General features: G+C 57.8%; 21 protein-coding genes and 1 pseudogene. 5 read left to right on the top strand and 17 right to left on the bottom strand.

All coding sequences use genetic code 11. The annotated features are described in order from the left end of the window. The 4 genes from ACG74X_RS16815 to ACG74X_RS16800 all read right to left on the bottom strand — a co-directional run. Positions 1-515: sarcosine oxidase subunit gamma (locus ACG74X_RS16815; RefSeq protein WP_411236356.1), on the bottom strand; the 515-nt coding region annotated here is incomplete at its 3' end. A gap of 13 nt (positions 516-528) precedes the next feature. Beyond that, a complete protein-coding gene (locus ACG74X_RS16810; RefSeq protein ID WP_411236354.1) occupies positions 529-3,531 on the bottom strand; it encodes a sarcosine oxidase subunit alpha in 3,003 nt (1,000 codons plus the stop codon). Beyond that, positions 3,528-3,827 (bottom strand): sarcosine oxidase subunit delta, encoded by a 300-nt coding sequence (locus tag ACG74X_RS16805; protein ID WP_411236353.1) that lies wholly within the window; start codon positions 3,825-3,827, stop codon positions 3,528-3,530. Before ACG74X_RS16805 ends, ACG74X_RS16810 begins: the two co-directional genes overlap by 4 nt. A 13-nt stretch (positions 3,828-3,840) precedes the next feature. After that, on the bottom strand, positions 3,841-5,094 hold the full coding sequence (locus ACG74X_RS16800; protein ID WP_411236351.1) for a sarcosine oxidase subunit beta family protein: 1,254 nt from the start codon (positions 5,092-5,094) through the stop codon (positions 3,841-3,843). 103 nt (positions 5,095-5,197) lie between these two features. Between ACG74X_RS16800 and ACG74X_RS16795 the strand changes: the two are divergent. Together ACG74X_RS16795 and ACG74X_RS16790 are read left to right on the top strand one after the other, a co-directional pair. Further along, positions 5,198-5,359 (top strand): annotated as a pseudogene (locus tag ACG74X_RS16795) (GlxA family transcriptional regulator); the annotation flags it as partial. Between the two features lie 59 nt (positions 5,360-5,418). Continuing rightward, on the top strand, positions 5,419-6,039 hold the full coding sequence (locus ACG74X_RS16790) for a dimethylsulfonioproprionate lyase family protein (RefSeq protein ID WP_411236350.1): 621 nt from the start codon (positions 5,419-5,421) through the stop codon (positions 6,037-6,039). Between the two features lie 64 nt (positions 6,040-6,103). On the opposite strand, the gene ACG74X_RS16785 is transcribed toward ACG74X_RS16790, so the two are convergent. Continuing rightward, positions 6,104-7,561: a sodium:solute symporter family protein gene (locus ACG74X_RS16785; protein ID WP_411236348.1), complete on the bottom strand. Its 1,458-nt coding sequence runs from the start codon at positions 7,559-7,561 to the stop codon at positions 6,104-6,106. Positions 7,562-7,811: 250 nt separating this feature from the next. After that, complete coding sequence (locus ACG74X_RS16780; protein ID WP_411236346.1) at positions 7,812-9,035, bottom strand: aminopeptidase P family protein; 1,224 nt, start codon at positions 9,033-9,035, stop codon at positions 7,812-7,814. Positions 9,036-9,163: 128 nt separating this feature from the next. On the opposite strand from ACG74X_RS16780, the gene ACG74X_RS16775 reads away from it, so the two are divergent. Further along, entirely contained in the window at positions 9,164-10,051 is an 888-nt protein-coding gene (locus ACG74X_RS16775; protein ID WP_411236344.1) for a LysR substrate-binding domain-containing protein, read from the top strand. A 13-nt stretch (positions 10,052-10,064) separates the two neighbouring features. Here the strand turns inward: ACG74X_RS16775 and ACG74X_RS16770 are convergent, their stop codons facing one another. From ACG74X_RS16770 to ACG74X_RS16750, 5 genes are all read right to left on the bottom strand, one after another. Further along, on the bottom strand, positions 10,065-10,382 hold the full coding sequence (locus tag ACG74X_RS16770; RefSeq protein ID WP_411236342.1) for a carboxymuconolactone decarboxylase family protein: 318 nt from the start codon (positions 10,380-10,382) through the stop codon (positions 10,065-10,067). A gap of 78 nt (positions 10,383-10,460) precedes the next feature. Beyond that, positions 10,461-11,474 carry a GTP 3',8-cyclase MoaA gene (gene moaA, locus ACG74X_RS16765; RefSeq protein WP_411236341.1) on the bottom strand — a complete coding sequence of 338 codons (1,014 nt, stop codon included), beginning with the start codon at positions 11,472-11,474 and terminating at the stop codon, positions 10,461-10,463. Then, positions 11,464-11,991, bottom strand: coding sequence for a DUF2478 domain-containing protein (locus tag ACG74X_RS16760; RefSeq protein WP_411236340.1), 528 nt, complete (start codon positions 11,989-11,991; stop codon positions 11,464-11,466). Before ACG74X_RS16760 ends, moaA begins: the two co-directional genes overlap by 11 nt. Before the next feature lie 14 nt (positions 11,992-12,005). Then, positions 12,006-13,259, bottom strand: coding sequence for a gephyrin-like molybdotransferase Glp (gene glp, locus ACG74X_RS16755; RefSeq protein ID WP_411236339.1), 1,254 nt, complete (start codon positions 13,257-13,259; stop codon positions 12,006-12,008). A gap of 85 nt (positions 13,260-13,344) precedes the next feature. Further along, positions 13,345-16,017, bottom strand: a complete 2,673-nt coding sequence (locus ACG74X_RS16750) for a molybdopterin-dependent oxidoreductase (protein ID WP_411236338.1) — start codon at positions 16,015-16,017, stop codon at positions 13,345-13,347. A gap of 115 nt (positions 16,018-16,132) precedes the next feature. On the opposite strand from ACG74X_RS16750, the gene ACG74X_RS16745 reads away from it, so the two are divergent. Further along, on the top strand, positions 16,133-16,837 hold the full coding sequence (locus ACG74X_RS16745) for a response regulator (protein WP_411236337.1): 705 nt from the start codon (positions 16,133-16,135) through the stop codon (positions 16,835-16,837). On the opposite strand, the gene ACG74X_RS16740 is transcribed toward ACG74X_RS16745, so the two are convergent. Further along, the gene (locus ACG74X_RS16740; protein ID WP_411236336.1) at positions 16,810-19,542 is read right to left on the bottom strand and encodes an ATP-binding protein; all 2,733 of its coding nucleotides are present in this window, start codon (positions 19,540-19,542) and stop codon (positions 16,810-16,812) included. The two genes, ACG74X_RS16745 and ACG74X_RS16740, sit on opposite strands and share 28 nt — an antisense overlap. Between ACG74X_RS16740 and torT the strand changes: the two genes are divergently transcribed. Further along, positions 19,520-20,524 (top strand): TMAO reductase system periplasmic protein TorT, encoded by a 1,005-nt coding sequence (gene torT, locus ACG74X_RS16735; RefSeq protein ID WP_411236334.1) that lies wholly within the window; start codon positions 19,520-19,522, stop codon positions 20,522-20,524. The two genes, ACG74X_RS16740 and torT, sit on opposite strands and share 23 nt — an antisense overlap. Before the next feature lie 57 nt (positions 20,525-20,581). Here torT and ACG74X_RS16730 read toward each other — a convergent pair whose 3' ends face one another. From ACG74X_RS16730 to ACG74X_RS16710, 5 genes are read right to left on the bottom strand one after another with little or no spacing between them, the layout of a single operon-like run. Continuing rightward, positions 20,582-22,129, bottom strand: coding sequence for a cytochrome D1 domain-containing protein (locus ACG74X_RS16730; RefSeq protein WP_411236333.1), 1,548 nt, complete (start codon positions 22,127-22,129; stop codon positions 20,582-20,584). After that, positions 22,104-23,315: a heme d1 biosynthesis radical SAM protein NirJ gene (gene nirJ / locus ACG74X_RS16725; protein ID WP_411236332.1), complete on the bottom strand. Its 1,212-nt coding sequence runs from the start codon at positions 23,313-23,315 to the stop codon at positions 22,104-22,106. The genes ACG74X_RS16730 and nirJ overlap by 26 nt, the downstream gene beginning before the upstream one ends. Continuing rightward, the gene (locus tag ACG74X_RS16720) at positions 23,315-23,806 is read right to left on the bottom strand and encodes an Lrp/AsnC family transcriptional regulator (protein ID WP_411236330.1); all 492 of its coding nucleotides are present in this window, start codon (positions 23,804-23,806) and stop codon (positions 23,315-23,317) included. Before ACG74X_RS16720 ends, nirJ begins: the two co-directional genes overlap by 1 nt. After that, a complete protein-coding gene (locus ACG74X_RS16715) occupies positions 23,803-24,252 on the bottom strand; it encodes an Lrp/AsnC family transcriptional regulator (protein ID WP_411236328.1) in 450 nt (149 codons plus the stop codon). The genes ACG74X_RS16720 and ACG74X_RS16715 overlap by 4 nt, the downstream gene beginning before the upstream one ends. After that, positions 24,242-25,234, bottom strand: coding sequence for an Lrp/AsnC family transcriptional regulator (locus tag ACG74X_RS16710; RefSeq protein ID WP_411236362.1), 993 nt, complete (start codon positions 25,232-25,234; stop codon positions 24,242-24,244). The genes ACG74X_RS16715 and ACG74X_RS16710 overlap by 11 nt, the downstream gene beginning before the upstream one ends. Positions 25,235-25,239 lie beyond the last annotated feature (5 nt).

Below are 25,239 nucleotides of genomic sequence, written 5' to 3'. Positions count from 1 at the left end.
AATTCCCTCGCCGCGATGTTCAGGATGCCGTGGACATGCGGGAGGTATGATCGCCAGACTTCGATGCGGAATGTGTCTTCGGCGTCTCGGATGAGGGTGATCTGTGCGTAGTCGAAGACTGTCCGCTTGGCGCTGCCTGCTGGGATGCGGGACAGGTCGAGGGGGCATCCGACCGAGAGCAGGTCTGCGGCGGAGGGGCCTGTGAGTTCGATGGTCACTTCGCGGTCCGAGATCACCACGAGGCTGTGGGCGGTGTCGTCGCGCAGGGCATCAAAGGCCGATACGATGGCCTGCTGGTCCTCTTCGGCGGCGTGCAGCAGCCATTCATCGGGGCCGATGCAATAGGCGGCGCGGGTGTCCTTGCGGCTGCCCTGCCCGATCTTGCCGGGCAGGTCGAGCCCGAAAGCCGCCGAGGCTTTGGCCAGGTCGGCCGGCGCAATGCGCAGATTAAAGCGGGCCACGGGTGGCAGGATGGTCACCGATACGGTGTCGAAAGATGTTACCGGAGCATTCATGGGTTTGCCCTCCTCACTCGACCTTGAGGCGGTCGCCCGCCGGGTCATAAAACACGGTTGAGGTGACTTTGGCCGGAACGGCCTCACCATTTTCGGTGGGGATGTGCAGCGTGTCATCCATGCGGTCGAACCCGCCTTCGACCACCGCCATCGCAATGGACCGGCCCAGAGCCTCTGACCAGTAAGACGAGGTCACATGCCCGATCATCTTCATCGGCTTGGCCTGTTTCGGGTCGTCCACAATCTGTGCGCCTTCGACCAGCACGGTTTTGGGGTCGTCTGTCAGAAGACCAACCAGCTGCTTGCGGTTCGGGGCCACGATATCGGGGCGATCAAGCGACCGCTTGCCCACAAAGTCGAGCTTTTTCTTGCCAATCGCCCAGCCGATGCCCGCATCCTGCGGGGTGACCGTGCCATCAGTGTCCTGACCGACAATGATAAAGCCTTTTTCGGCGCGCAACACGTGCATGGTTTCGGTGCCATAGGGGCAGATGTCGTATTGCTGACCGGCCTCCCACAGCTTTTCCCAAAGTTCTTTACCGTGACGCGCAGGCACGTTGATTTCAAAGCCCAGCTCGCCGGTAAAGCTGATCCGGAAGAGCCGCGACGGGAAGCCCGCGACGGTACATTCGCGCACCGACATATGCGGGAACGCTTCGCCGGACATATCAATGCCCTCGACAAACGGCGCCAGCAGCTTGCGTGCGTTTGGACCGTTGAGCGCGATGGTGGCCCATTCCTCGGTGGTGGAGGTCAGCCAGACCTTGAGGTCAGGCCATTCGGTCTGCAGGTAATCCTCCATCATGTTCAGCACCCGGGGTGCCCCGCCCGTCGTCGTGGTGACATGGAACAGGTCATCGCGCATCCGGCCAATGACGCCGTCGTCACGGATGAACCCGTCCTCGCCCAACAGCAGGCCATAGCGCGCGCGGCCCACACCCAGCTTGGTCCAGGGGTTGGTATACATGCGGTTCATGAACTCGGTCGCATCGGGGCCAGAGACCTCGATCTTGCCCAGGGTAGAGGCGTCAAAGATACCGAGGCTCTCGCGCGTCGCCTTGCATTCGCGCGCCACCGCCTTGTGCATATCCTCGCCCGCCTTGGGGAAGTACCAGGCCCGCCGCCACAGCGCGACCGGTTCGAACTCGGCCCCATGCTCTTCGGCCCAGGCATCGATGGGCGTTTTGCGCGTCACCTCAAAATGCGCCCCCTTGTGATAGCCGCAGAACGCGCCAAAGGTGGTGGGCGTATAAGGCGGACGGAACGTGGTCAGACCCACCTGCGGGGCGTCCTTGCCCAACGCATCGGCGGCAATGGTCAGCCCGTTCATGTTCGACAGCTTGCCCTGATCGGTCGCCATGCCGTTGGTGGTGTAGCGCTTGACATGTTCGATGGATTTCATGCCCTCGCGCACGGCCAGACGGATATCCTTGGCGGTCACATCGTTCTGGAAGTCGACAAAGGCCTTGGCCTTGCCGGGGCTGCGATCGGTCGGCAGTTCCTTCTGGGTGATGCCGGTGCCGGTGCGGTCATCGGCCACCTCATAGGTCGCAGCACCCGCTGTGCCACCCAGCGATGCAACCGCGTCGGCCCCGGCCTTGGTGCCGTCTTCCAGTGCGGCGGCGATACCCCAAAGCCCGCGACCCGCACCTGCAATGTGCACATCCTCGGTCTTGTGACCGGGCAGATAGGCCTTGGCCTCGGCGTCCCAGTCCAGCGATCCCTTGGTGTGCGAGAAGAGATGCAGCGACGGTGTCCAGCCGCCACACACCAGTACGGCGTCACAGAACAACAGATGAGCAGACCCGACCTTGCCGTTGCGCACCGGGTTCACCCGCAGCGCACTGACCCGCAGGCGGCCCTTGGTGCCGGTGGCGGTGTAGCCAAGATAGGTCTTGATGCCGCGGTCCTTGGCTGCGTCCTGCAAGGCCTGGGGCACATCGTCCCGCGTGTCGACAATCGCCACAACCTTTGCGCCCGCATCGGCCATATCAAACGCGCTGTACCAGGCGCTGTCATGGCTGGTCAGAACGACGGGTTTCTTGCCCACCAACACGCCAAAGCGGTTGAGGAAGGTCTGCGCGGCCCCCGCCATCAGGATGCCGGGTGTGTCATTGCCGTCAAACACCATCGGGCGTTCGATCGCACCCTGCGCCAGAACCACCTCTTTGGCGCGCACCCGCCACATCCGTTCGCGCGGCGCGCCTTCGGGCACATCCGCCATGTGGTCGGTCAGCTTTTGCACCAGACCGATCATGTTCTGGTGGTAATACCCCATCGCCGTGGTCCGCGTCATGCGGGTGACATTGGCCATCCGATCCAGTTCGGCCAAAGCCCCGTCCAGCCAGTCCCATGCGGGCTGGCCGTCGATCGACACCGATGGTTCGGACAGAAGCGTGCCGCCCATTTCCGGGTTTTCATCAACCAGAACAACCTTGGACCCGGCACGCCCGGCCGCCAGAGCCGCCGCAATGCCAGACGGGCCAGAGCCCACAACCAGCACATCGCAATGCAGATACCGGCTGGCATAGGTGTCGGGGTCAACATGGGTGGGGGCTTTGCCCAGGCCCGCCGCCTTGCGGATCAGCGGCTCGTAGACACTGTCCCAAAAGCTGCGCGGCCACATGAAGGTCTTGTAATAAAACCCGGCCGAGAACAACATATAAAGCCGGTCATTGATCGCGCCCAGATCGAACTTGAGGCTGGGCCATTTGTTCTGGCTCTCGGTTTTGAGGCCGGGATAAATCTCTTGCATCGTGGCGCGGGTGTTCGGCTCGAACCGGCCCCGCCCCCGGGTTGTCCCGATCAGCGCGTTGGGCTCTTCCGAACTGGCCGTGACCACGCCGCGCGGGCGGTGATACTTAAAGCTGCGCCCCATGAGGTGCACCCCATTGGCCAGCAAGGCCGAGGCCACGGTGTCGCCCTCGAACCCCTGATAGGTCTGGTCGTCAAAGCTGAACTTGACAGGCTTGTCCGTGTTCACACGGCCCCGGCCTTTTACGCGATACTCGGTCATTCTGCGGCCTCCAGTTCGGTCATGTCAGGACGGGACTCACCGGCCTTGTAGGTGGTCAGGAAACGGTCGCTGACCGTGTCGCGCAGCGCGTTGAAAAACCGCCCGCAGCCGTTGATGTGACGCCAGCGTTCGGCATGCACTCCTTTGACATTGGTGCGGATGAACAGAAAATCGCGCCATTCTTCGTCGCTCAGTTTCGACGGATCGGCAGGGCGGCTGATATGGGCTTCACCGGCATAGGCAAATTCCAGTTCGGGAAGCGTATCGTCGCAATAGGGGCAATGAATCAAAAGCATCGGTGGTCCTCCCTTAATGTGCCACAGCGGCAGCAGCGGCTTCGTCGATCAGACGGCCGGTGGTAAAGCGTTCAAGCGTAAACGGCGCGTTGACCGGGTGCGGCTCGTCCTTGGCCACGGTCCAGGCCAGCGTATGCGCCGCCCCCGGTGTCGCCTTGAACCCGCCCGTGCCCCAGCCGCAGTTGACGTACAGACCCTTGACCGGGGTCTTGCCCAGAATGGCCGACCGGTCCGGCGTCACATCCACGATGCCACCCCATTTGCGCAGCATCCGCATGCGGTTGAAGATCGGGAACACCTCGCAAATCGCCGAGACCGTGTGTTCGATCAACGGCAGGCCGCCGCGCTGCGAATAGCTGGTATACTGGTCGGTGCCCGACCCGATGACCAATTCGCCCTTGTCGGACTGGCTGATATAGGCATGCACGGTGTTGGACATCACAACGCAGGGGAAAACCGGCTTGATCGGCTCGGACACCAACGCCTGCAGCGGATAGCTTTCCAGCGGCATCCGCACGCCCGCACTGTCCATGACAACCGATGTGTGACCAGCAGCCGAGACCGCAACTTTCTTGGCCTTGATGAACCCCTTGGCCGTATCAACACCCTCAACCGACCCATCGGCACCGCGCCGGATCGCGATCACCGGGCAGTTCTGGATGATGTCCACGCCCCGCTTGGCCGCCGCACGGGCATAGCCCCAGGCCACCGCGTCATGCCGCGCGGTCCCGGCGCGCTTTTGCAGCGCAGCCCCCATCACCGGATAGCGCGCATCCGGCGAGATGTTCAGCGGCGGGCAGAATTCCTTGGCCTGTTTCGGCGTCAGCCACTGGTTGTCCACCCCGTTCAGGCGGTTGGCGTGAATGTGGCGCTGGAAGCTCTGCACATCATGCACATTATGCGCCAGCATCATCACGCCGCGCTTGGAATACATCACGTTGTAGTTCAGTTCGGTCGACAGATTGTCCCACAGATCCAGCGCGTGATCATAAAGCTTGGCGCTTTCGTCATAAAGATAGTTCGACCGGATAATCGTCGTGTTGCGCCCGGTGTTGCCACCGCCCAGCCAGCCCTTCTCGATCACCGCAACATTGGTGATGCCATGTTCCTTGGCCAGATAATACGCAGCCCCCAGACCATGACCGCCCGCGCCGACAATGATCACATCATATTCGTCTTTGGGCTGTTTGTCGGGCCATTGCTCGGGCCAGTTCTTGTGGCCGGACAAAGCATTCTTGAGAAGCGACATCGCAGAGAAATGGGTCATGAGGCTGTCTTTCTGAGCGGGAAAATACCAGGATCGAAACACCCTACACAGGTCTCAGCTCCAGCACTGTATATCCCCGCCAGACTCGCGTTATATTCACGCCATGACACACCTCAACACCAACCACAAACCACGCCTCCGCGTCGGGTTCATCCTCACCAAAAAGTTCACCCTATGCGCATTCGCCAACTTCCTAGACGTCCTAAGACTCGCTTCAGACGAAGGCGACAGATCAAGACCTATACTGTGCAAATGGAAGGGTCTTGGAGACATAGCCTACGAGGTAGAGCCAGCTTGACCTGCATCGCCTTTCGGAGATCCAAAATGGAAACACGCCACGCCCCTTTACAGGCCTTTCTTGATGCCCTCGGGGATGCCTATTTCGCGCGCACAAGAGATGCGGCCGCCATCGTCTCTTTGCATAAGATCTTTGCAGATCTGGAAAGCGTAGAGCATCCAGCCCTTGCAACGGGCCGCAGATTGCCGATCTGCGGTGTTCTGGACGACCTGAAGCCGTCGTCACAGGCCAAGGATGAGCATGATCTGCAGCATGTTATGACGCGGTTTTTAGCGCTTGAGCCGACTTTGGTTTGGCAAAGGCGGCAAGGCGATTGGACCGGGGCCAGTGAGAATTTTGGCGAAAATCATGCCAATACGATCATTGTGGGGCCCGGGGGATTGGAACAGCGCACAGATGTTTGGCTGGGTGTTTCATTGTTGGCACCACATGTGCTTTACCCCGATCATCGGCATACGCCGGAAGAAACCTATCTGGTGATGACACAGGGCGGGTTTAGACAGGGCCGCAACCCGTGGGTGGATGTGACGAGGGGTGAAACCTTTTACAATCCCCACAATATCCTTCATTCAATGCGCTCCGGGGATCACCCCTTGCTGGTCTTTTGGGCGCTGCGAGAGAAAAGCGAGGCGGACGCATTGGTTTGAATGCCAATGAAAAAGGCAGGCTTTGGCAGCCTGCCTTTCCAGGGTGTGATTGGAGATGCGCGGATCAGGCGGTAACGACGCGCTTATCCTGACCGAATGTCACAACGCTCACTCCGACATAAAGCGCGGTTGATACGGCGCATCCGACCAGAGGCCCGACAACCCAGCCCGCATCGCCCCAGACCAAAAGATAGCCTGACGTGCAGAATCCTCCGATCATGGCAGCCAAGGCACCGTAAGCGTTGCCGCGCCAGAAGGCCGAGACAAAGATCGGTCCAACAAGGGCGGCGAGCAACGTCCCCGTGCCCAGAATACCCAACCAGGACAGGAAAAACGGTGGCGCGTAGATCATCATCAGCAGGCCGATCAGGCCGAACACCACAACCGCCATCCGGTTGATAAACAATGTCGTCTTCGGATTTTCGTGGCCTGGGAAAAGCGCTCTGCGCAGATCGTGTGATGCGGCCGATGCCACCGTGTGCAACAGCGAGTTTGCCGTGGACTGCATCGCAAAGAGGATGCACAGCGTGATGAAACCGCCCAAAACGGGATGTAGGAACGTCTCAAGGTAAACCGGCATGGCCTGATCCGCCTCGGCAAGCTCTGGCATCTTCAACCGCATGTAGAGGCCGACAATCGGGATCAGCGATAGAATACAGGCAAACGGCGCAACATAGAGCGCGACGGTCGAGAACTTTACGTCCGCGCGGAATGCCAGGAACCGGACAGCCATATAGGGCAGAACAGCCGAGAACATGAAGGCATAAGGCAAGACAAGATAGACAGCCCCTTTGGCCTGACCATACGGATCAGAGGTCACAGGGTTTACAAGATTGGGATCAACTTCGTTCAGTTGCGCAATCATTTGTGTCAGGGGAATATCACTGAACATCTGGATACAGACGATCAGCGCTGCAATCAGCATACCCATCAACATCAGGGTGTCGGTCCAGGCAACGGCTGTCAGCCCTCCCAAAACCGTATACAAGATGATGATAGAGATCATCACAGTGGCACCCCAGACCTGCGGCAAGTCAAGCCAACCCGCGGCCAGGATACCGACCGCCTTGATCTGGCTGGTGAGAAACACCAGCAGAAGCACGATTGTCACAAGCGCGGCGACACCCTGAACCAGCCTGGACAGACCACCGGTACCATGCAGATTGGCGGCGTATTCCGGAATCGTGTTACTGCCCATGTCGGCGGCACGGCGCGACAGGAACTTGGCAAAGAACAAAACGGCAATCACCATCGCGGGGGCAAACATGAAATTGCCCAGAATTTCGATCGCGCCGAATTCATACGCAACACCCGGCGAGCCCATGAAGCCCCAGCCGGAATAACCGGTCGCCACAATTGTCGCGGCACCGACAAATGGGCCAAGCGACCGACCGGCAACCAGAAAGCCGCTTTCATCATCATTGTTGGAATGTACGACTTTGCTTGATTTCCAACCCAGCCAGATCAGCGCGACAAAGGACGCGGCCATGATCAGCCAGTTGATCCATGGAATACTGTCCATGATATCCTCCTCCGAAAATGTAGATGCGGCGCCGTTTGTCTTCCGGCGCGTGTGATTGGGATCAGTCTTTGTCGCGCACGCGATCCAAAACCCATGCAACAAGCGCGACGGCGATGGTGGCGATGCTCAGAATGACGAACCAATCAAGGACCCAGGAATTCAAAAACATGCGCTCCTCCTGATTTTGATGTTTCCGGATGTAGAAACGCCCCGGCGATGTGACGGCCGGGGCGTTTTGGATGGATCGGGTTCACTTCGATCCTGATTTGACGATCAAGTGATCGGGCCCGTATGGGAAGCCGGTGATGTTCCGGTTGCCATCATCCTCGATGACGAGGATGTCGTGTTCGCGGTAGCCGCCTGCGCCGGGCATGTTTTCCGGAATGGTGATCATTGGCTCCATCGAAACAACCATGCCTTTTTCCAGAACTGTCTCGCAGTCTTCACGCAGCTCAAGACCAGCTTCGCGGCCATAGTAGTGGCACAGAACACCAAAGGAATGGCCATAGCCAAAGCTGCGGTATTGCAGCAGATCAGCTTCCTGATAGATCTCATTCAGCTCTTTCGCGATGTCAGAACATTTTGCGCCTGGCACCAGCAATTCCTTGCCGCGATCATGCACTTTGCAGTTCAGTTCCCACATCTTGATGTGTTCGTCGCTGGCGCTCTCGGCAAACAAGGTCCGCTCAAGCGCGACATAATACCCTGCAACCATCGGGAAGCAGTTCAGCGACAGGATATCACCATGCTCGATCTTGCGGCTGGTGACGGGGTTGTGCGCGCCATCGGTGTTCACACCGGACTGGAACCAGGTCCATGTATCCAGCAGCTCGCCATCGGGCCAAACCTTGGCAATTTCGCGGACCATCGTGCCGGTCGAGTGCAGGGCCACTTCGTGCTCTGGCACGCCAACGGCGATTGCCTCGACACAGGCGGCGCCGCCGATGTCGGCAATGCGCGTCATCTTTTCGATATGCGCAATCTCTTCGGCGGATTTGATCATGCGCAGACGCATCGACGCTTCGGCAATGTCAACGAATTCAATGTTGGGGAATTCGGACTTCAGCAGGTTCAGCGTGTCAATCGTGATGTGATCGAATTCAATGCCCAAACGCTTTACGCCGCCGGTAAGTGTGCGGATGGCATGAAAATAATTGTCTTTCTGCCAATCTGTGTAAGTGACGTTCTTACCACCAAAAGTACGGCGCCACGGCTGGCCGCCATCAATGCCGGCACTGATGGACGTCGCAATGTTGTGGTCAACAAGGAAACCGTAACGGCGGCCGAACTGGCAATAGAGGAAATCCGAATAGTAGTTCACGCAGTGGTAGCTGGTGAAGAGTGCAGCATCGATGCTTTCCTTCGCCATATGGGCGCGGATATCATCCAGACGGCGCTGCATTTCAGCATCCGAGAAAGTGCCCGGTGCTTTTTCGCCGTTACCGACGTAATTTTGTAGACGTTCGCGTTCCATGAAATCCTCCAATTCGTGATAAGAGCTCGCACGACTCTTTATGCCCCCTTAACAGCGCCAGTTGCGTGATTCCGTCAAACGATGTTATCTCAGAGTAGCATTAGTTTTTTTCAACCAGAGGCGATATCATGGCGTTACCACCCTTAAACGCACTGCGTGCCTTTGAAGCGGTGGCGCGATTGGGGTCTTTCAAGGCGGCTGCCGATGCGCTTTTCGTCACGCAATCGGCGATCAGCCATCAAGTCCGCAACTTTGAATCCTGGCTTGGCGCGCCTTTGTTTCAGCGCGAAGGCAATCGGGCAACTTTGTTGCCGCACGGGGTGGAACTGGCCAATTCATTGACCGTTTCGCTGGCTGAAATCGACGCGGCCTGTCATCGCGCGCGATCTGACAACAGCCGTCAACCCTTGGTCATCGCTGCCATTCCATCGGTTGCCATGTGCTGGCTAATCCCGCGTCTGGCGTCCTTTCAGGAGGCGCATCCAGGGGTTGAGACACGCATCGTTTATGCCATCCACGGCTATGAAATTGACTTTTCCGATGTTCACCTGGCCTTTAGTTTTTTGCCCGAAATGCCCAAGGGGCCATCTATTGAGGCCAGCCTTTTCCTGCGGGGGGATAGTATCCCGGTGTGCAGTCCAACTTTGCTGGCGCGCCGTGGCAAGTCTGTCGATGATCCCGGCGATCTCAAGGAACTTGGATTGCTGCATGATGGCGACAAGACAGGATGGCGCCACTGGTTTGATCACAGCGGCGAAGCCGATCCTGGCCCGCTTCCCGGCACGAGTTTTGAAGACTTCAACCTGCTACGCGCGGCTGTGTTGTCTGCTCAGGGCGTCGCCCTTTGTCCCGTCGCCATGATCGAGGCAGATCTTGAGACCGGTGCGCTGGTCAGCCTATCGGACAATCCGATGGCCTACGGGTCGGATTATTTCCTGATCACGTCAAAACGCGCACCGGTGGCATTGCAGGCCCAGATCAAGGTTTTCTCGGACTGGGCCATGTCAGAACGGTGAAACCGCGTCCGGTCTAATCGGTGTCTTCGACGTCTGAAATCCAGGTGCCTGCCGCCACGCCACGCGGGAACCCAAGTGGACCAATGGCCAGCAACGCAACCTGTTGCAGATCCTCATATGGAATGCCCTCGGCCAGACCGCGGCGGGCGTGTGAATGAACCGCCCCTTCCGAAGCCGCCCCGATGGACAGCGCAAGTTTGACCAAACGCCGTTCCCGATCTGTCAGGCCCCCTGCATTTGCCGTTGCTTCGCCAAGATCGGAATAGGCGGACCAGACGGATGGATATTTCTCGGCCAGATCACCGGCCGCGCCGGGTAGGTTTTTGCTCATGTTTGAGGTCCTTTATGTGATATCTGCGTCGGACCATGCCACATTATGTGCGACATGGCGATTAAGAGCGCCGGGTTTTTAACCACCCAACACTGACATATGTCGCGCAACCGCTGGGATCGCCATTTTGCCCGCGTCGAATTGATGGCGTTCCGGTTTGGCTTGCAAGGCAATCCGGATGGCCTCAACAGTCGCGTCTTCGGAGTGGCGCAAGGGCGCACGCAGATCGACAGAGCCGTCGTCTCCCATACAGGTATAAAGCCGCCCGGTGCAGCTTACGCGGACACGATTGCACAGCGCACAGAAATTGCAGGACATCGGCTGGATAAAGCCAAGCAGACCGCCGGTTTGCGCCACATACATAAACCGTGCCGGCCCCCCCGTACTGCGATGATGCGGCTTAAGCGTCCAGCGTTGGGCCAGATCGTGTTGCAGATCACGCAATGACAGCGCTGTGTCATCGCGGTTTTGGCCGGTTTCGCCCAGCGGCATCTCTTCGATCAATGTCAGATCCATGTCACGGGCATGGGCAAAGCGGATCAGGTCATCCACTTCGTCCTCGAACGCACCGCGACTGGCGACGGCATTGAGTTTCACCTTGAGCCCGACCGCAAGGGCCGCATCGATCCCGTCTAGAACATTGGAAATGTCACCAAGCCGCGTCACTGCGCGATAGCGGGCCGGATCAAGCGTATCAAGCGACACATTCACCCGTCGCACCCCGCACTGCGCCAACGCCTCGGCATGGCGAGCCAATTGTGTGCCGTTCGTCGTCAGGGTCAGTTCATCCAGCGCACCCGTTCGCAAATGGCGCGACAGATCGTGGAAAAGGTCAATAACATCCCGCCGCACAAGCGGTTCGCCCCCGGTCAGGCGTAGTTTGCGCACGCCGTGACGGATAAAGACATCACTCAGCCGCGACAATTCCTCAAGGCTCAGCACATCGCGCTTGGGCAGAAACACCATTTTTTCAGCCATGCAATAGGTACAGCGCAGGTCGCACCGGTCAGTGACGGACAGGCGCAGATAGCTGACGCGGCGTCCAAAACTGTCAACAAGCTGCGATTTCAGCGTTGATGCATCAAGCGGCATGGCTTTGCTCCGTTTGTGCCAATATCCAGTTCAGAACCACATCGCGATCCATGGGCAAATCACAGGCGATGCCATCACCGAACTTAGCCCATGCCTCTGCAAAGGTCGGTCGCACTGCCGTCAGAACAGGTATGCCAAGGGTGATGGCGCTGCCAATCAGATCGCGAAACCCGCGCCCTTCGCTTTCGCCTTTGCCAAATCGATTGAGAATTAGAAGATCCGCACCCTGGTCAAGTTCGCGTGCGATGAAAGCAGAACATTCGGCAAGCGCACCCGGATGCAAGCGACAGCCATGCGATTCGTTGCCCAAAGGTTGCGAAATGCGGAACGTGCGGTTTGAATGCAGCGTCGTGAGATCCATGTCAGCGCAATGGCATGCGCCGAAGGCCATACCACGGCTTTGCAATGCGCCGCGCACCCGCAGCCCGCGTTGGGCGGTGTATTGTGCGATGTCGGCCAGAAAACCGTCAATATCGGCGCTTTCAAAAGAAACGGCGGCAAGCGGGAAATAGGTCATTCATCTGGTTCCATTTAACAGAAAGACTGCCACTGCACGGACATGCCACAGGCAATTTCGTCGCAATCGGCGGGCACAATGGCCAAACCGTCTGCTGCGCTCAGCGGAAGCAATGTTGCGGAAACACTGTTGCCCAGACGGGTCAGAACAGGCCGGCCAAGATCGTCATATGCCGTCACACAAACTGGAAAAACCTCGGCACGTCCGGGCTTGCGGGTCCAGTCGAACCCGGCAATCCCGGTGTCGGGCGCGAATTTGCCTGACGGCGTTCCCGTCAGGTGCGCAAGTTGGGGCAACAAAAACAGATGAAACCCGACATGTGCTGCAAACGGGTTGCCCGGCAATCCGGTAAAGGCTGCCTGCCCCAATCTGCCAAACATCACCGGTTTTCCCGGTTTCAATGCAACGCGCCAGCCGTGCAGATCACCTCCGGCGGCGATCAATGCGTCGCGTATGTGATCCTTGCCGCCCATCGACACCGCGCCGGTTGTGACAATCAGATCAACCCGGTTGCATACCGTGCTCAGGGCCATCTGCGTTGCAGATGCATCGTCAGGAAGAATACCCATATCAACCACCTCGGCACCGGCTTGTGTCAACAAGGCGCGCAGCAACGGGCGGTTGGCATCCGGAATTTGTCCGGGCTGAAGAGATCCGGTTTTGACCTCATCTCCGGTCGAAAACACAGCCACACGCGGACGGCGCATGACCGCTATGGTGCTGATGCCATTGGCCGCCAGCAATCCGATGTGATGCGGGGCAAGCACAGTCCGTGCCGCGATGATCTGTTGATCCTCTGTCTGATCGCTGCCGTGGCGGCGGATGTTGGTGCCCTTAGCCGGAATAGTGTTCACATGAACTTTGTGGGTCTTGTCGATACAGGCTTCGATCATCACAACGGTATCCGCGCCTTTCGGCACAGGGGCACCGGTGAAGATGCGGAGCGCGGTGCCTTTGGGAAGGCCACGCGGAGCATCCCCGGCCGCAACAGTGCCCGAGATCGGAAGACAGCAGCGCCCTTCAAGATCAGAGTGACAAAACGCAAATCCATCCATTGCGGCATTGTCAAAAAACGGCATCGCATGGGGGGCAAAAACAGCTTCAGCCGAAACCCGGCCTAACGCATCATCAATCGCAAGGTGTTCGGTGTCACAAAGTGGCGTGACCTGACGCCGCGCACACGCGATTGCGTCGGGTATGCTCAGAAGATCACCAAGTGCTGCGACGCTGTCACAATCACAGCCGCCAATAGTGCGATCCATATGCATGAGGCACATCCCTTCTTGCGTGATCAAACTTTGTGGAAAACGCGCAGGCGATCGGAAATTCCGGTCGCCTGCACAGGTTTCGTGCTTACATCGCAGCGTCAGCGGCGTTCTTCATGAGGTAGTCCATGACCAACGCGGCTTCGTCTTCATCAAGCCCAGCCCTTGGGAACATTGACGGGGTGATGCCCTTCCACTGTTGCTGGGTGAAGTGGGTCACTTCACGCGGCGCGTGGCAGACGGTGCAACGCTCAAAGTAGATCTTCTCACCCGGCCCCATATCCGCATAGAGCTTTTCGGTCAGTTCATAAAGACGGTCGACCCCGATCTTGTCATAGTCGATGGCTGCATATTCGTAATCCTCAAGGATCTCGGGCTTCTCATAAGCCAGGTTCGGACCTTCCGGATCTTCACATTTGCGCATCGAACACAGCGTGGTGTTGGCGGTGGTCGCCTGTGCCACACCCGAGGACCGTTGAGTCGAGGTCAGGAAGTTGACCAGACCAGAGTTACACCGCCCTTTGCTGTCAAGCTGTGGCCATGCGCCCTCATAGATCGACACCACGCCTTTCATGATTTCGTCGCTGACAACAGCGCCTGCAATCACGGTGCCACGGTCGTTATACAGCTCGACCAGATCACCATCTTCGATCCCGCGCTCTGCGGCATCCTCGGTGTTGATCCGAACCGGCTCACGCCCCTGCACCTTGTAAAGGTTGCGCAGGTTTTCCGATTGGTCCATCTGGCTGTGCAGACGGAACCACGGGTGCGGCGATACGACGTGCAGCTGGCCTTCCTTGGCGTTGCCAAGATACTCGTGCTTCTCCATCCACATCGGCATGCCAGGCATGTCTTCGATGTCCAGTTTGGCGAAATCTTCGCAGAACATCTCGATCTTGCCGGATGTGGTGTGCAACGGTGCGCCTTCTGGATCATTGTAGAACTCGCCGTGACGGGTCCACTTGCGAGCCTCGTCGGGCACCTCCTGACGGGCAAAGCCTTTTTCCCAGAACTCCTCGAACGGAGTGTGTTTGGATGCACTGGATTTCTCGTAGGCCATACGGATGTGGTACATCTTATCTTCACCATCGGTGAACTGTGCCCAAAGACCCAAGGTATCAGCCAGCCCTTCGAAAATCTCGTAATCGGGGAGGCTTTCGCCAACCGGTTCGATTACCTTTTTCATCGCATAGACCTTGTCGTTGGAATAGGTTCCGCCAGAGCTGATATCGTCTTGTTCCAGGGTCGACGCTGCAGGCATGACGATGTCGCACCACCGGGTTGCGGCTGTCCACCAGACGTCCACGCTGACCACGGTTTCCACCTTTTCCAACGCTTTGATCAGACGGTTGGTGTCTTGCTGATGGGACATGAAGTTGTTGCCCGCGTTAAAGACGACCTTCACATCTGGATAGGTGTGTGTGTTGCCGTTGTAGAACACCTGCTTGCCCGGGTTTTCCAGCATATCGGTGATCCGGCTTGCCGGGCAGACAGTTTTGACAAAGTTCCGACCTTGGGACAGTCCGGCAGGGTTCGATTTGCCCGAGGCAGGCATACCGCCGTTGCCGTAGTGCCAGCTAAAGCCGACACCGCAACCGGGTTTGCCGATCTTGCCGGTCAGGGCGGCAAAGTTGATGATCGCCCAATGGGTCATCTCGCCGTGTTGCGCACGCTGCAGTGCCCAGGCACCCGCAATGTTGGTGTTCGATTTGGCAAAGAGCTCGGCCATCTCACGGATTTTCGCCGCATCAATGCCAGTAATCTCGGCCGCCCATTCCGGTGTTTTCGGAACGCCGTCATCATCGCCTTTGACATAGGCGATCCACTTGTCGGCACCCACTGTGTAGGTGTCCATATAAGCGCGGTCCTCAAGACCCTGCTCAAGCACGTGATGCGCCATAGCAAGGAACAGCGCGACATCGGTATTCGGAACAATCTTGACCCAATCAGCATCCAGATATTCGTCGGATGCAGTTTTCTGTGGGTTGATCGAAATGAATTTCACGCCCGAGTCGCGGATGGTTTCCCAATGCGCATACATGCCGTGGTCTGCAACACGGTATTCGACACGGTTGTTTTTGATCGGGTCACAGCCAACCAGGACGAACACTTCGCAATGATCGCGGATGGTTTCCCAGGCGGACTGGGTGGAATACACTTCCATATCCCCGATGATGTGCGGCAATGCCACCTGCGACGCGCCCGCAGACCAGTCACCCGCGGTCACCGTGCACCCGCCGATGAGGTTCATCAAACGGCCCTGAAGCACGTTCGGACGGAACGTGCCGGCGTTGGACCAGCCACCGTAGGACGAAGAGAAAATCGCTTCGTTGCCGTGGTTGGAGGCGGTATCAAGCAACGCCTTGGCGGTGAGGCTCCAGGCGGTGTCCCAATCGACGCGCACATAAGGTTCTTTGCCGCGCAGTTCAGGTTTGATATCGCCGGTTTCCCATCCTTCAAGATAGGATTTGCGCACCATCGGATAGTTAATGCGGGACTTGTCATATGTCCGGTCGAGGACACCTTGTGTCAGCATCTCTGTCGGCCGGGCGTCGATATCCATGATATGGTTGATGCCCACCAGCTTGCCATCGCGCACAACCGCCTCGAACGGGCCGTAGTGTGTTGCGTGGAAGATTCTGTCATTGAAAGAGTTTGGGTCAAGAGCGGCCAGTGCTGTTGTTCCCATAAGGTTTGCCATGCCGAATGCGGCAGCACCCCCTTGAAAAAATGCGCGGCGGGTTGGGTTTGAAAAGGACATGCGGGCCTCCTGTGGCTTGCGATCTGGCCTCACATTATTCGTTGGGGGATCTGCAAACCTTGACTCGGCGCAATTCAGCTTGTTCGAAAATGTAAAGAAATGTAATATCCACACTATGAGCCAACATATCCTCATCGTCGAAGACGACCGCATCACGCGGATGCGTTTGGCGGCCTATCTGCGAGAGCAGGGGAATCGAGTCAGCGAAGCCGAAAACGCTGACGACATGGAAGAGATCATCGCAATGGACCCACCAGAGCTTTTGCTGGTGGACATCAATCTGGACGGCAAAGACGGGCTGACCATCACCCGAGAACAGCGCGCCGTGTCGCGGGTTGGAATAATCCTTTTGACCGCACGCGACGATCAAGTCGACAAGATTGTCGGGCTTGAAATGGGTGCCGATGATTATGTCACCAAACCGTTTGACAAACGCGAGCTGGCCGCGCGGGTCAAGAACCTGCTGGCCCGCATTGCCGACATTGGACAAGCGCCGCAAGGGGCACCACCCGTCACCGATTTTGGTCCCTGGTGCTTTGACCGCATCCGCCGCCGGTTGGTGTCAGCTGCGCGGACCGAAACATTGACCAAACAGGAATTTGAAGTGATGACAGCGCTCGCTGATCATCCCGGTCAAACCCTGAGCCGCGGGCGATTGGCCGAGATGATGGGGCGCGACGCGATGCGATCTAATGATCGGATGATTGACGTGGTCGTCGGACGGCTTCGCAAGAAACTCGAAAACGACCCAGCCGCCCCAGAGTGGATCTTAACAGAACATGGCAAAGGCTATCATTTTGTCGATCCACAAACCGTTTGAAGCCCGGCCCTAAGTGTGTCGGCGGCGTCGCCCGCTTGCGCGCGTACTTCATCAAGCAGGTCCTTTCCGGCACCGCCCGTGCTTTTTTCCACCTGCGCCAATGCTTTGCACAGGCCATCCAACCGAAAATTCGACGCGGCCCCTTTCAAACGATGCGCCAGCTTGCGCTGTAGCTCTGGTGCTGCAGTTCGCATCGTTTCGATTGATTTTGGCAAATCATCAAGGAACTCTTGAACAATCTGCTGTGTGGTCTCGGCTCCAAGATCGGCAATATCTCCGCGCAGACTATCCACCACACGACTGGCCTCTTTTGATTTGGGCCGGTTCAAGACGTCGGTCAATGCACGGGGCGAGATTGGTTTGGCCAGAATGCGTGCGACGCCAATCTGTGCCCGGTTTTCGGCGGTATCCTCGATCAGATGAGCGGTCAACGCGACCAACAACGGACCATCATCCGTTTGACCAATTTGCGCCGCAACCTCTTCTCCGCGCATGTCGGGCAAGTCCAGATCAATCAAAACCAGATCGAATGTCTGTGCTGTGACTGCCCGCAAACCATCACCGCCGGTTTTGGCCTCTGTGACATGACATCCCAACCGTTCCAGATAGCCACGCGCAACCATAAGGTTGACCGGATGATCATCAATGACCAACACGCGATGATCCATGGGGGCCTCTGGGGAATGGCGCTCGTCGGGTTTCACAAGATCCGGATCACCCATGGCCAGTGGCACGGTCAAGGTAAAACGGCTGCCGACGCCAACCTCGCTTTCGATGGAAAGCGAGCCGCCCAAAGCCTCTGTCAGGGTCCGCGAAATGGCAAGCCCAAGCCCCAATCCCTCAATCGCGGAACGCTGTGCAGAATCCGCACGGGTATACGCCTCAAAGGCAGAGGATACGGCTTCGCGGCTCATGCCGACACCGGTGTCGATGACGCTGAAGCTGACAACAGGCTGATCTGTCACTTCGTCAATGGCGTGATCTACGGTCAAGGTTACTGTCCCGGCTTTGGTATACTTCACTGCGTTGGAAATCAGGTTGGCGACCACCTGACGGATTTTGACCATATCGCCGAACAGAACCGGCGGTGCAGGCTCTGCTAGGTCCACACCCCATGTCAGACCTTTTTGCACAGCCAGTGATTGCAGCTGATGTCCCATCTGCCCGACCAGATCGCGTAGTATGAAATGCACTGGCGTTACACGATTTGTGCTGTCCTCGCTGCTTGCAAAGTTAAGAATATCGTTTGTGATCTCCAACAGGTTTTGGGCGGATGTCAGCGCCGTGTGAACCCGCTCTTTGCGTTCTGTGTCTTTGGTTTCGGCCTCTAAAAGATCCAGCATTCCGATAATGCCATTTAAGGGTGTCCGGATTTCGTGGCTCATTCTGGCAAGAAATTCGGTTTTGCTGCGGTTGGCCGCATCCGAAGCCTGCATTTGTGCGACAACATCACCCGTCCGTGCGATCACCTCCTCTTCCAGACTGTCCCGAAGTCGCGCAGCGTCGCGGGCGCGGTTGCGCAGGATATTCAGCGCTTTTTCCATGCGGCCGATTTCATCTGGCCCGCTGATCGCGATAGGATCGCCATACTGGCCCCGCGCCACCGCAACGATCCGGCGAGAGATATTGGCAAGTCGCGCGATCAACTGTTTTCGGGCATAGAACCAAAGGGTGCCGCCAAGCGCGATCACCGTTGCGACGAGCGCCAGCAATCCACCCAGCATCCAGGTCGATTGTCGATCGACCGCTGCAATCCGGGCCAACCCGTCGGCTTGCACCCTGTCGCGGGTTTCGCGCGCCTGTTGAAACAAGTTCGAGATAATATCTTGCAAAAGCACCCGGTCTTGCAGGATCTGGTTTTGCTGCTCAATCAATTCGATCTGCAGATCAAGCAGACCACCCGAGTCCAAGGCGCCTTGCTGACTTTTCAAAAGCTCTGTCGCTTCCGCCGCAGACACGGGCGACGGCATAAACAGAACGCGGCGCAACACGGTGTTGATATTTGTCGATATCCTTTGCCGCGCTGCGTTGACCTCTGCCTTGCTGCGCATCACAGGCACCCGTTGAAACTGCAACCGCACGGCGTCCGATATCCGCGCCAGTTCGGTCAGACGTTCAAAGGCAAAGAAATACCGATCCGCCAAATCATCAAGTGTTTGCCGGGGAGAGTCGCTCGGGTCTGCATACAGATCGGCGATACCAGCGGTAATTCTAAGACGGGCGAGATCCGTCTCTGCTGTAATCAACGTGTCCAACCGCGCGCCGTTTTGCGCAAGCGTCAACATCTGTTCATCAATGCGGGCTTCAAGGCGCAAGACATCCCGCGCGTTTGCGGTCATGCGTTCGACAATCTGTTGCGCGCGCGACGTTTTAGGGGCCACCGTATCGGACGGTTGCAAATCCGCCAGTGACAGCGCGCCCTCTTCGATGGTCACGACCGCCTGCTCAAGCGCGGTTGCAACTTGGTCCAGCGCTTCGGGAGTGTCGGCCTCGACGAACGACGATGCAAGTGACCCGACCAATTCTGCGGATGCGCCAATCCTGCTGGCAAGTTCGATGGCAGGCAGCGTGTCTTGAACCAGTGTATTGTGCGCATAGACCAGATACCGGTTGACCGCAATTGCAGCGATGCCCACGATAATGGCCAAAGCTGCCATTGCGCTCAGGATCTGGATCAGTCTCGTGTCAAAGCTTGTTCGTCGCATTGTCCAACAGTACGGGGCCGCTTTTGCCGGCACAATGATTGCTGTCGGGCTTTGTGCAACGATACTGATCACAAGCGCCAACGCACAGAAAACGCGTCTTATCTGTGTGCTTGTCCCGCATTTCAAGGATGAGTACTGGCTCAGTGTTGGATACGGGCTCGAACAGGAGGCCGCACGTCAGGATATTTCACTGCTGTTCTTTGAGGCAGGCGGCTATCGCGCCCGTGCCACCCAGATCGCGCAGTTGGACACCTGTGTCGACAGGGGCGCGGATGGCATTCTGATTGGTGCTGTGACGTCGGATCATCCGGAACTGACCGACGCCATTGCGCGTGTGGCCCGAACTACACCGGTGTTTGGCTTGGTAAATGCGCTGAAATCGCCGGAACTTTCCGGGCGTATCGGTGTCGATTGGACGGATATGGGCCGGGTTCTGGGCGAATATCTTGGTCAGATGCATCCGACGGGAACCGCGGTCCAAACTGCGGTTTTTCTAACCGGACCAAAGGAAGCGGGATGGACTGGTCCACTTGAGCAAGGGTTGCGCCAGGGTCTGGCGAATAGCGCCGTTAAAATTCTTGATGTGTTTGCCGCCGACACTGGGGTGCGGGCACAATTGGATCAGTTGGAGCGCGCAATTTCGCAATACCCAGATGTCGATTACATCATCGGAAACGCCCCCGCGATTGAAACGGCTTTCGGGTTTCTGGCGGCGCAGAACATGCCCGATCCTCCGGCGCTTCTTTCAACATATGTCAACCATTCGGTGCGGAGGGGTTTGGAAAACGGAAGCGTTCTGGCAGCGGCCTTCGACAATCCTATGGAACAAGGCATCCTTGCGATCCGGAGCCTGTCATTGTCGAATTCCCGCACCGAGGACGACAGGGTCACCGAACCGATTGTCGAGCTTCTGACCCACTCTGACAGCAGTTTCGATCACGTCCGCACCTCGCCCTCGGACTATTTTCCTACTCTGCGATAAGTGACACGCGCCACGGCGTTTCATACCGTGGCATGTCTCGGATCATCAGAATGCCGGTCAATGACTTGTCCCATCCGAAAACGTGATCTTGTTGTGCACATTGTATTTGCCAGAGGGTTTGCTCATTGGCAGTCGTTTGACCTCTTCCAAGGTCGCCGCGTCATAGACAATCACCGCGCCGTCCTCTTCCCAAAGGCTGACCAGCGCGTGTTCACCGGTCCGGTCAAATTCAACATGGGCTGCGGTCTGGCCCGGAGCAGGACGCAGGGTTTTCACGATCTCAAGCGTGTCTTTGTCAATCACGTGCATCACATCGCGGTTCGGGCCAAAGAACACATCTGCCCAAAGATATTGCGAATTTTCGTGACTGCGCAAAAAGAAGCCCGGACCCATTGTGTCGATCTGGGTCACAATTTGCCATGTCTCAACGTCGATCACCGACAGCTTTGCCTCGCGCAGATGCGGCGTCGCCATAACCCGGCGGCCCTGATATATCCACGAAATACCAGAACCCAGATGCGGAAGCCCGGACAGCGGCAGTTCGTGGGTGGGGCGACCGACATTCAGGTTTACCACAACGCCATTTTCGCTTTCCCGCGCGGCACCGATCAGGAACCGGTAGTCAGGGGTAAAGAAAAAGTCGTCCAGCGGTTCTTCCAACTCGATCCGTTTGCGCGCAAAAAGACCTTGTGACGACGGGATGCCCTCGACCATATCTTTTTCGTGACTGTGCACAAACCCCTCGTAGACGGGTTCGGCATTTGGATCTGTGGCGACTTCCCAGATTTCCGGGATGTCTTTGAGAGCCAGAATAAAACTATTGCGCTGTGGGGCTTGATAGACCGCTGACACCCGAGAGCTTTCGCCCTCTTTGCCGATCACATCAAAGATTTTCTGCACCGAGAGGTCTTCGGTAGACAGGATGGTCAGGCTGTGCGGCAGGTAGTTGGCCACGGCCAGAAATTTCCCGTCTTTCGACATCGCAATATTGCGGCTGTTTACTCCGGCGCGCAGGCGGGCGACCTCTTTCATCGACCAAAGATCAATTTTCTGGACCCATCCGTCACGCGACATGACAAACACATATCGCCCATCGGGACTGAATTTCGGTCCCCCATGGACGGCCAAAGGAGTGGGCAAGCGGGCCAGCACCTCAAACCGGTCGCCATCCACGATGCTGATATGGTGATCGCCGGTTTCGACGACGACAAAAATGTTCAGAGGATCGGCATTGTGCTGCGGCGCATCGGGCGCGACATAGTCGGGGTTCACCTCAAGCGTTTCGGCAATGCGGTCCGCGTCCCAAACCGGGATATCCGGCAGGGGCGTATGAAGGAATGCCGCCAATTCGGCCATGTCGTCCGGCGTGATCTGATCGTCAAATCCGGGCATTTGCGTGCTGATGCGGCCTTTGCCAATCACCGCAATCAGATCATCGCCCTTCAATCTGCGCAGGCTTTCCGGGATCAACGCAGGACCAAGCCCGCCAAGGCGGTCATCGCCATGGCAGACCGCACAATGCGTGGCGTATGTCACGGCGGGGTCCGATTGTGCAACAATCGGCAAAAGCGCCAAAAGACTAGCTGAAAAGATGCGCCGGATCATGCCGTTTCCCTGTAAATTTACGAAGTTCAACGCGCGGAGTGGCGTCCTCGACACCGATTTCCGCGTCACTCAGATAACATGCGGGATCTTCCTCCCACGGATCGCCCGTCAGTTGCAGGGCGCGAATGCGCGTGTTGCCACCACAGACCGATTGATACGCACAGGCACCACAGCGCCCCTTGAGCGGACGTGGCCGGGTGCGCAGAAGCGCGAGCATGGCATCATCGCCTGTCCATAGTTCTGAAAACTTGGTCTGTTTGACATTGCCGACGGTGTAGTCCGACCAATAGGTGTCGGGATGCACCTTGCCGGTGGGGTCGATATTGGCCACGCCAACGCCCGACGAATTGCCGCCCCATGCCTCTAGATGCCGGGTCAGATGGGCGATCTTTTCCTCTGGGAACCGCTCGGACGCCCAGTTGAGAAAGCGCACTGCGTCGGCATCGTTGTTGCCGGTGACGACCTCAAAGTGCTTGCCGTTTTGTAAGGCTGTCCAGGCGCGGTCGAGCAATAGATCTACGCATTTGCGCGCACGCGAGTGTCCGGCATCTTCGCCCCGATTCTTGTTGCCGCGGCCTGCGTAGACCAGATGCGAGACATAGAATTTGTCGATGCCCTCGGCCTCGCACAGATCAAGGATATCGCCCAGTTGATCCGCGTTGTCCTCGGTCGGGGTAAAGCGCAGGCCCACCTTGATGCCATGCTCTTTGCAAAGCCGCGCACCTGCCAATGCTTCGTCAAACGCGCCCTCCTGGCCACGGAACCAGTCATTGGTCGCCCCCACGCCATCGATGCTGATGCCAACGTAGTTAAATCCGATCTCGGCGATCTCTTTCACCGCCGCTTCATCAATCCGCGTGCCGTTGGTCGACAAGGCGAGATAACGCACTTTCGTGCGGGCATAGCGCGCCAGTTCGAACAGGTCCGGCCGCGACAAGGGTTCCCCGCCCGACAGGATCAGTGCAGGGATTTTGAATTCGGCCAGATCATCAATCACGCCAAGCGCCTGTTCGGTCGACAATTCACCGGGAAAGACGTTGTCGGACGAAGTGGTATAGCAATGACGGCATTTCAGGTTACAGCGCCGCGTCAGGTTCCAGATCACCACAGGGCGCACATCACCGCGTCTTTGGCGCGGCGGCGTTGGCGTGATCAGTTGCTCCATATATTGGGTCAAACGAAACATCAGGTTCCCTTCTTTGCGGTTAGCCGCAATCCGGTTTTCTTGAGAATTTGGGTGGAATAGAGCACATCACAGCTGCGCACAGCGTCGCCAAGGAACCCGCGCAGATGCTGGCGTTTGGCCTCGACCTCGGCACGGTCGGCACCATGCAGCATCGCAAACAGGTTGTAGGGCCACAGCGGCAGGTGACGGGGGCGCAGGTAGCAATGGGTGACGTCCTCCATCGCGCCAACCAACGCGCCCAGCTCTTCGGCTTGGGTATCGTCGACATCCCAGACGGTCATGCCATTGGCGACCATGCCCAGCTTGTAATGGTTGGGCGCAATGCCAATCCGGCGGATGATCCCCTGCCCCATCAGCGCATCAAGACGGGACATCATGTGGTCTTCGTCGATGCCAAGCTGATCGGCAATCACCGCGTAAGGCTCTGACACAAAGGGCAGGCCCGCTTGGCAGGCTTTGACGATGGCGCGGTCTTCTACAGATATGCTCATGCCGCCACCCGGAACCCGATGAAAAACTCTTTGAGTTTCGGGAATTGATAGACCGGAAGCCCGGTCGCCTCTTCGATCCGCGATGCCGTTGCCCCAATCCCTTCTGGCGTTTCCGTCGCCAGCACGAACCACATGTTCAGGCGGTGGTCTCGGGCGTAGTTGTGGGCAACTTCGTCAAATCCGTTGACGATTTTGGTCATCTCTTCGAACTGGTCTTCGGGGATTTCCATCGCGCACAGGCAGAAGGCACCGCCCATCGCGGCGGCATCAAGGAACGGGCCAAATCGGGTGATTACACCTGCCTCTTTCATTGCGGCAAGTCGCGCGATCAACTCTGCTTCGGTCAAACCCAACTCTTCTGCCGCCACGGCAAACGGGCGCTTGGCGACCGGGAATCCCGACTGCAGCGCGTTGATGATCCGGCGGTCGGTGTCGTCAATTTCCATTCGGTGTCTCCGATGCAACGTCGATCAGGGCCCCGCGCTGGCGAAAACAGCGGGTGCTGAACAAAATGCGGTATTCATAATTGACCATCCCGGCGGCAACGCGCGCCTGCGTTAGCACATCCAGTGTTTCAGACCGGCTGCGCCCGTGGATCATGCAATACAGCGTATAGGGCCAGACATCGGGTTCAGCCCGGCGCTCGTAACACAGCGTCACGCCCTGAACTTTGGTCAGAGCCGCACCGCAGGCTTCGATCTTGTCGGGTGGCACCACAAATACGCACATCGCATTGGCACGCCAACCCAACGCGCGATGGCGCACGATCAGGCCAAGTCGGGACAATATTCCTGCCTCGGCCAATACGCGGACCCGATGGATCACCTTTGCTTCGGTTTGACCAAACCGGTCGGCCAGGAATGCAAAGGGTTCCGGTATGACCGGTAAACCATCTGACAAGGCCTGCATCAAAGCGCGATCTCCATCTTCGATGTCAATGTCATCGACATACACACGCGGCGCAGGCACCGCGTTCGAGCCGTCCAGTGCAAAGCCAAGATCCACGTTGAACGGGCGCCGCAGCCGAAGATCAAGCACGCGCAATCCAGTTTCATCGCTGATCCGCGTCAGGATATCGTTCACAAACGCCCGCGTCGGTCCGGTGGCGACAAACCAGATGTTCCATTCGTTTTCGCGCTGGTAAGAGTGATTTACGCCTTCCTGCGCGTTGATGATTTTTGCGACTGTCTCAATCTGATCTTCAGGGGCGGCGACTGCGGCCAGGGTGCTGGCGGCCAGTGTATTGGGGCGACAGGTGGCCCCCACCCGGCTGATGGCCCCTGATTTGAGCAACGCTTGCAGCCGGTCAATGACGCGCGCCTCGGTCGTGTCCAGGTGATCAGCGATCACCTGAAATGGACGCGAAACGAGCGGTAAGGCCCGCTGCCAGTCGTTCATCAACCGCCAGTCCAGCGCGTCCAGCGACAGGTTTG

The sequence above is a fragment of the Marivita sp. S0852 genome (assembly GCF_046591575.1).
Lineage (GTDB): Bacteria > Pseudomonadota > Alphaproteobacteria > Rhodobacterales > Rhodobacteraceae > Marivita.
Note: the sequence above shows the minus strand (reverse complement) of the source record. Positions and strands in the feature narration are given on the sequence as shown.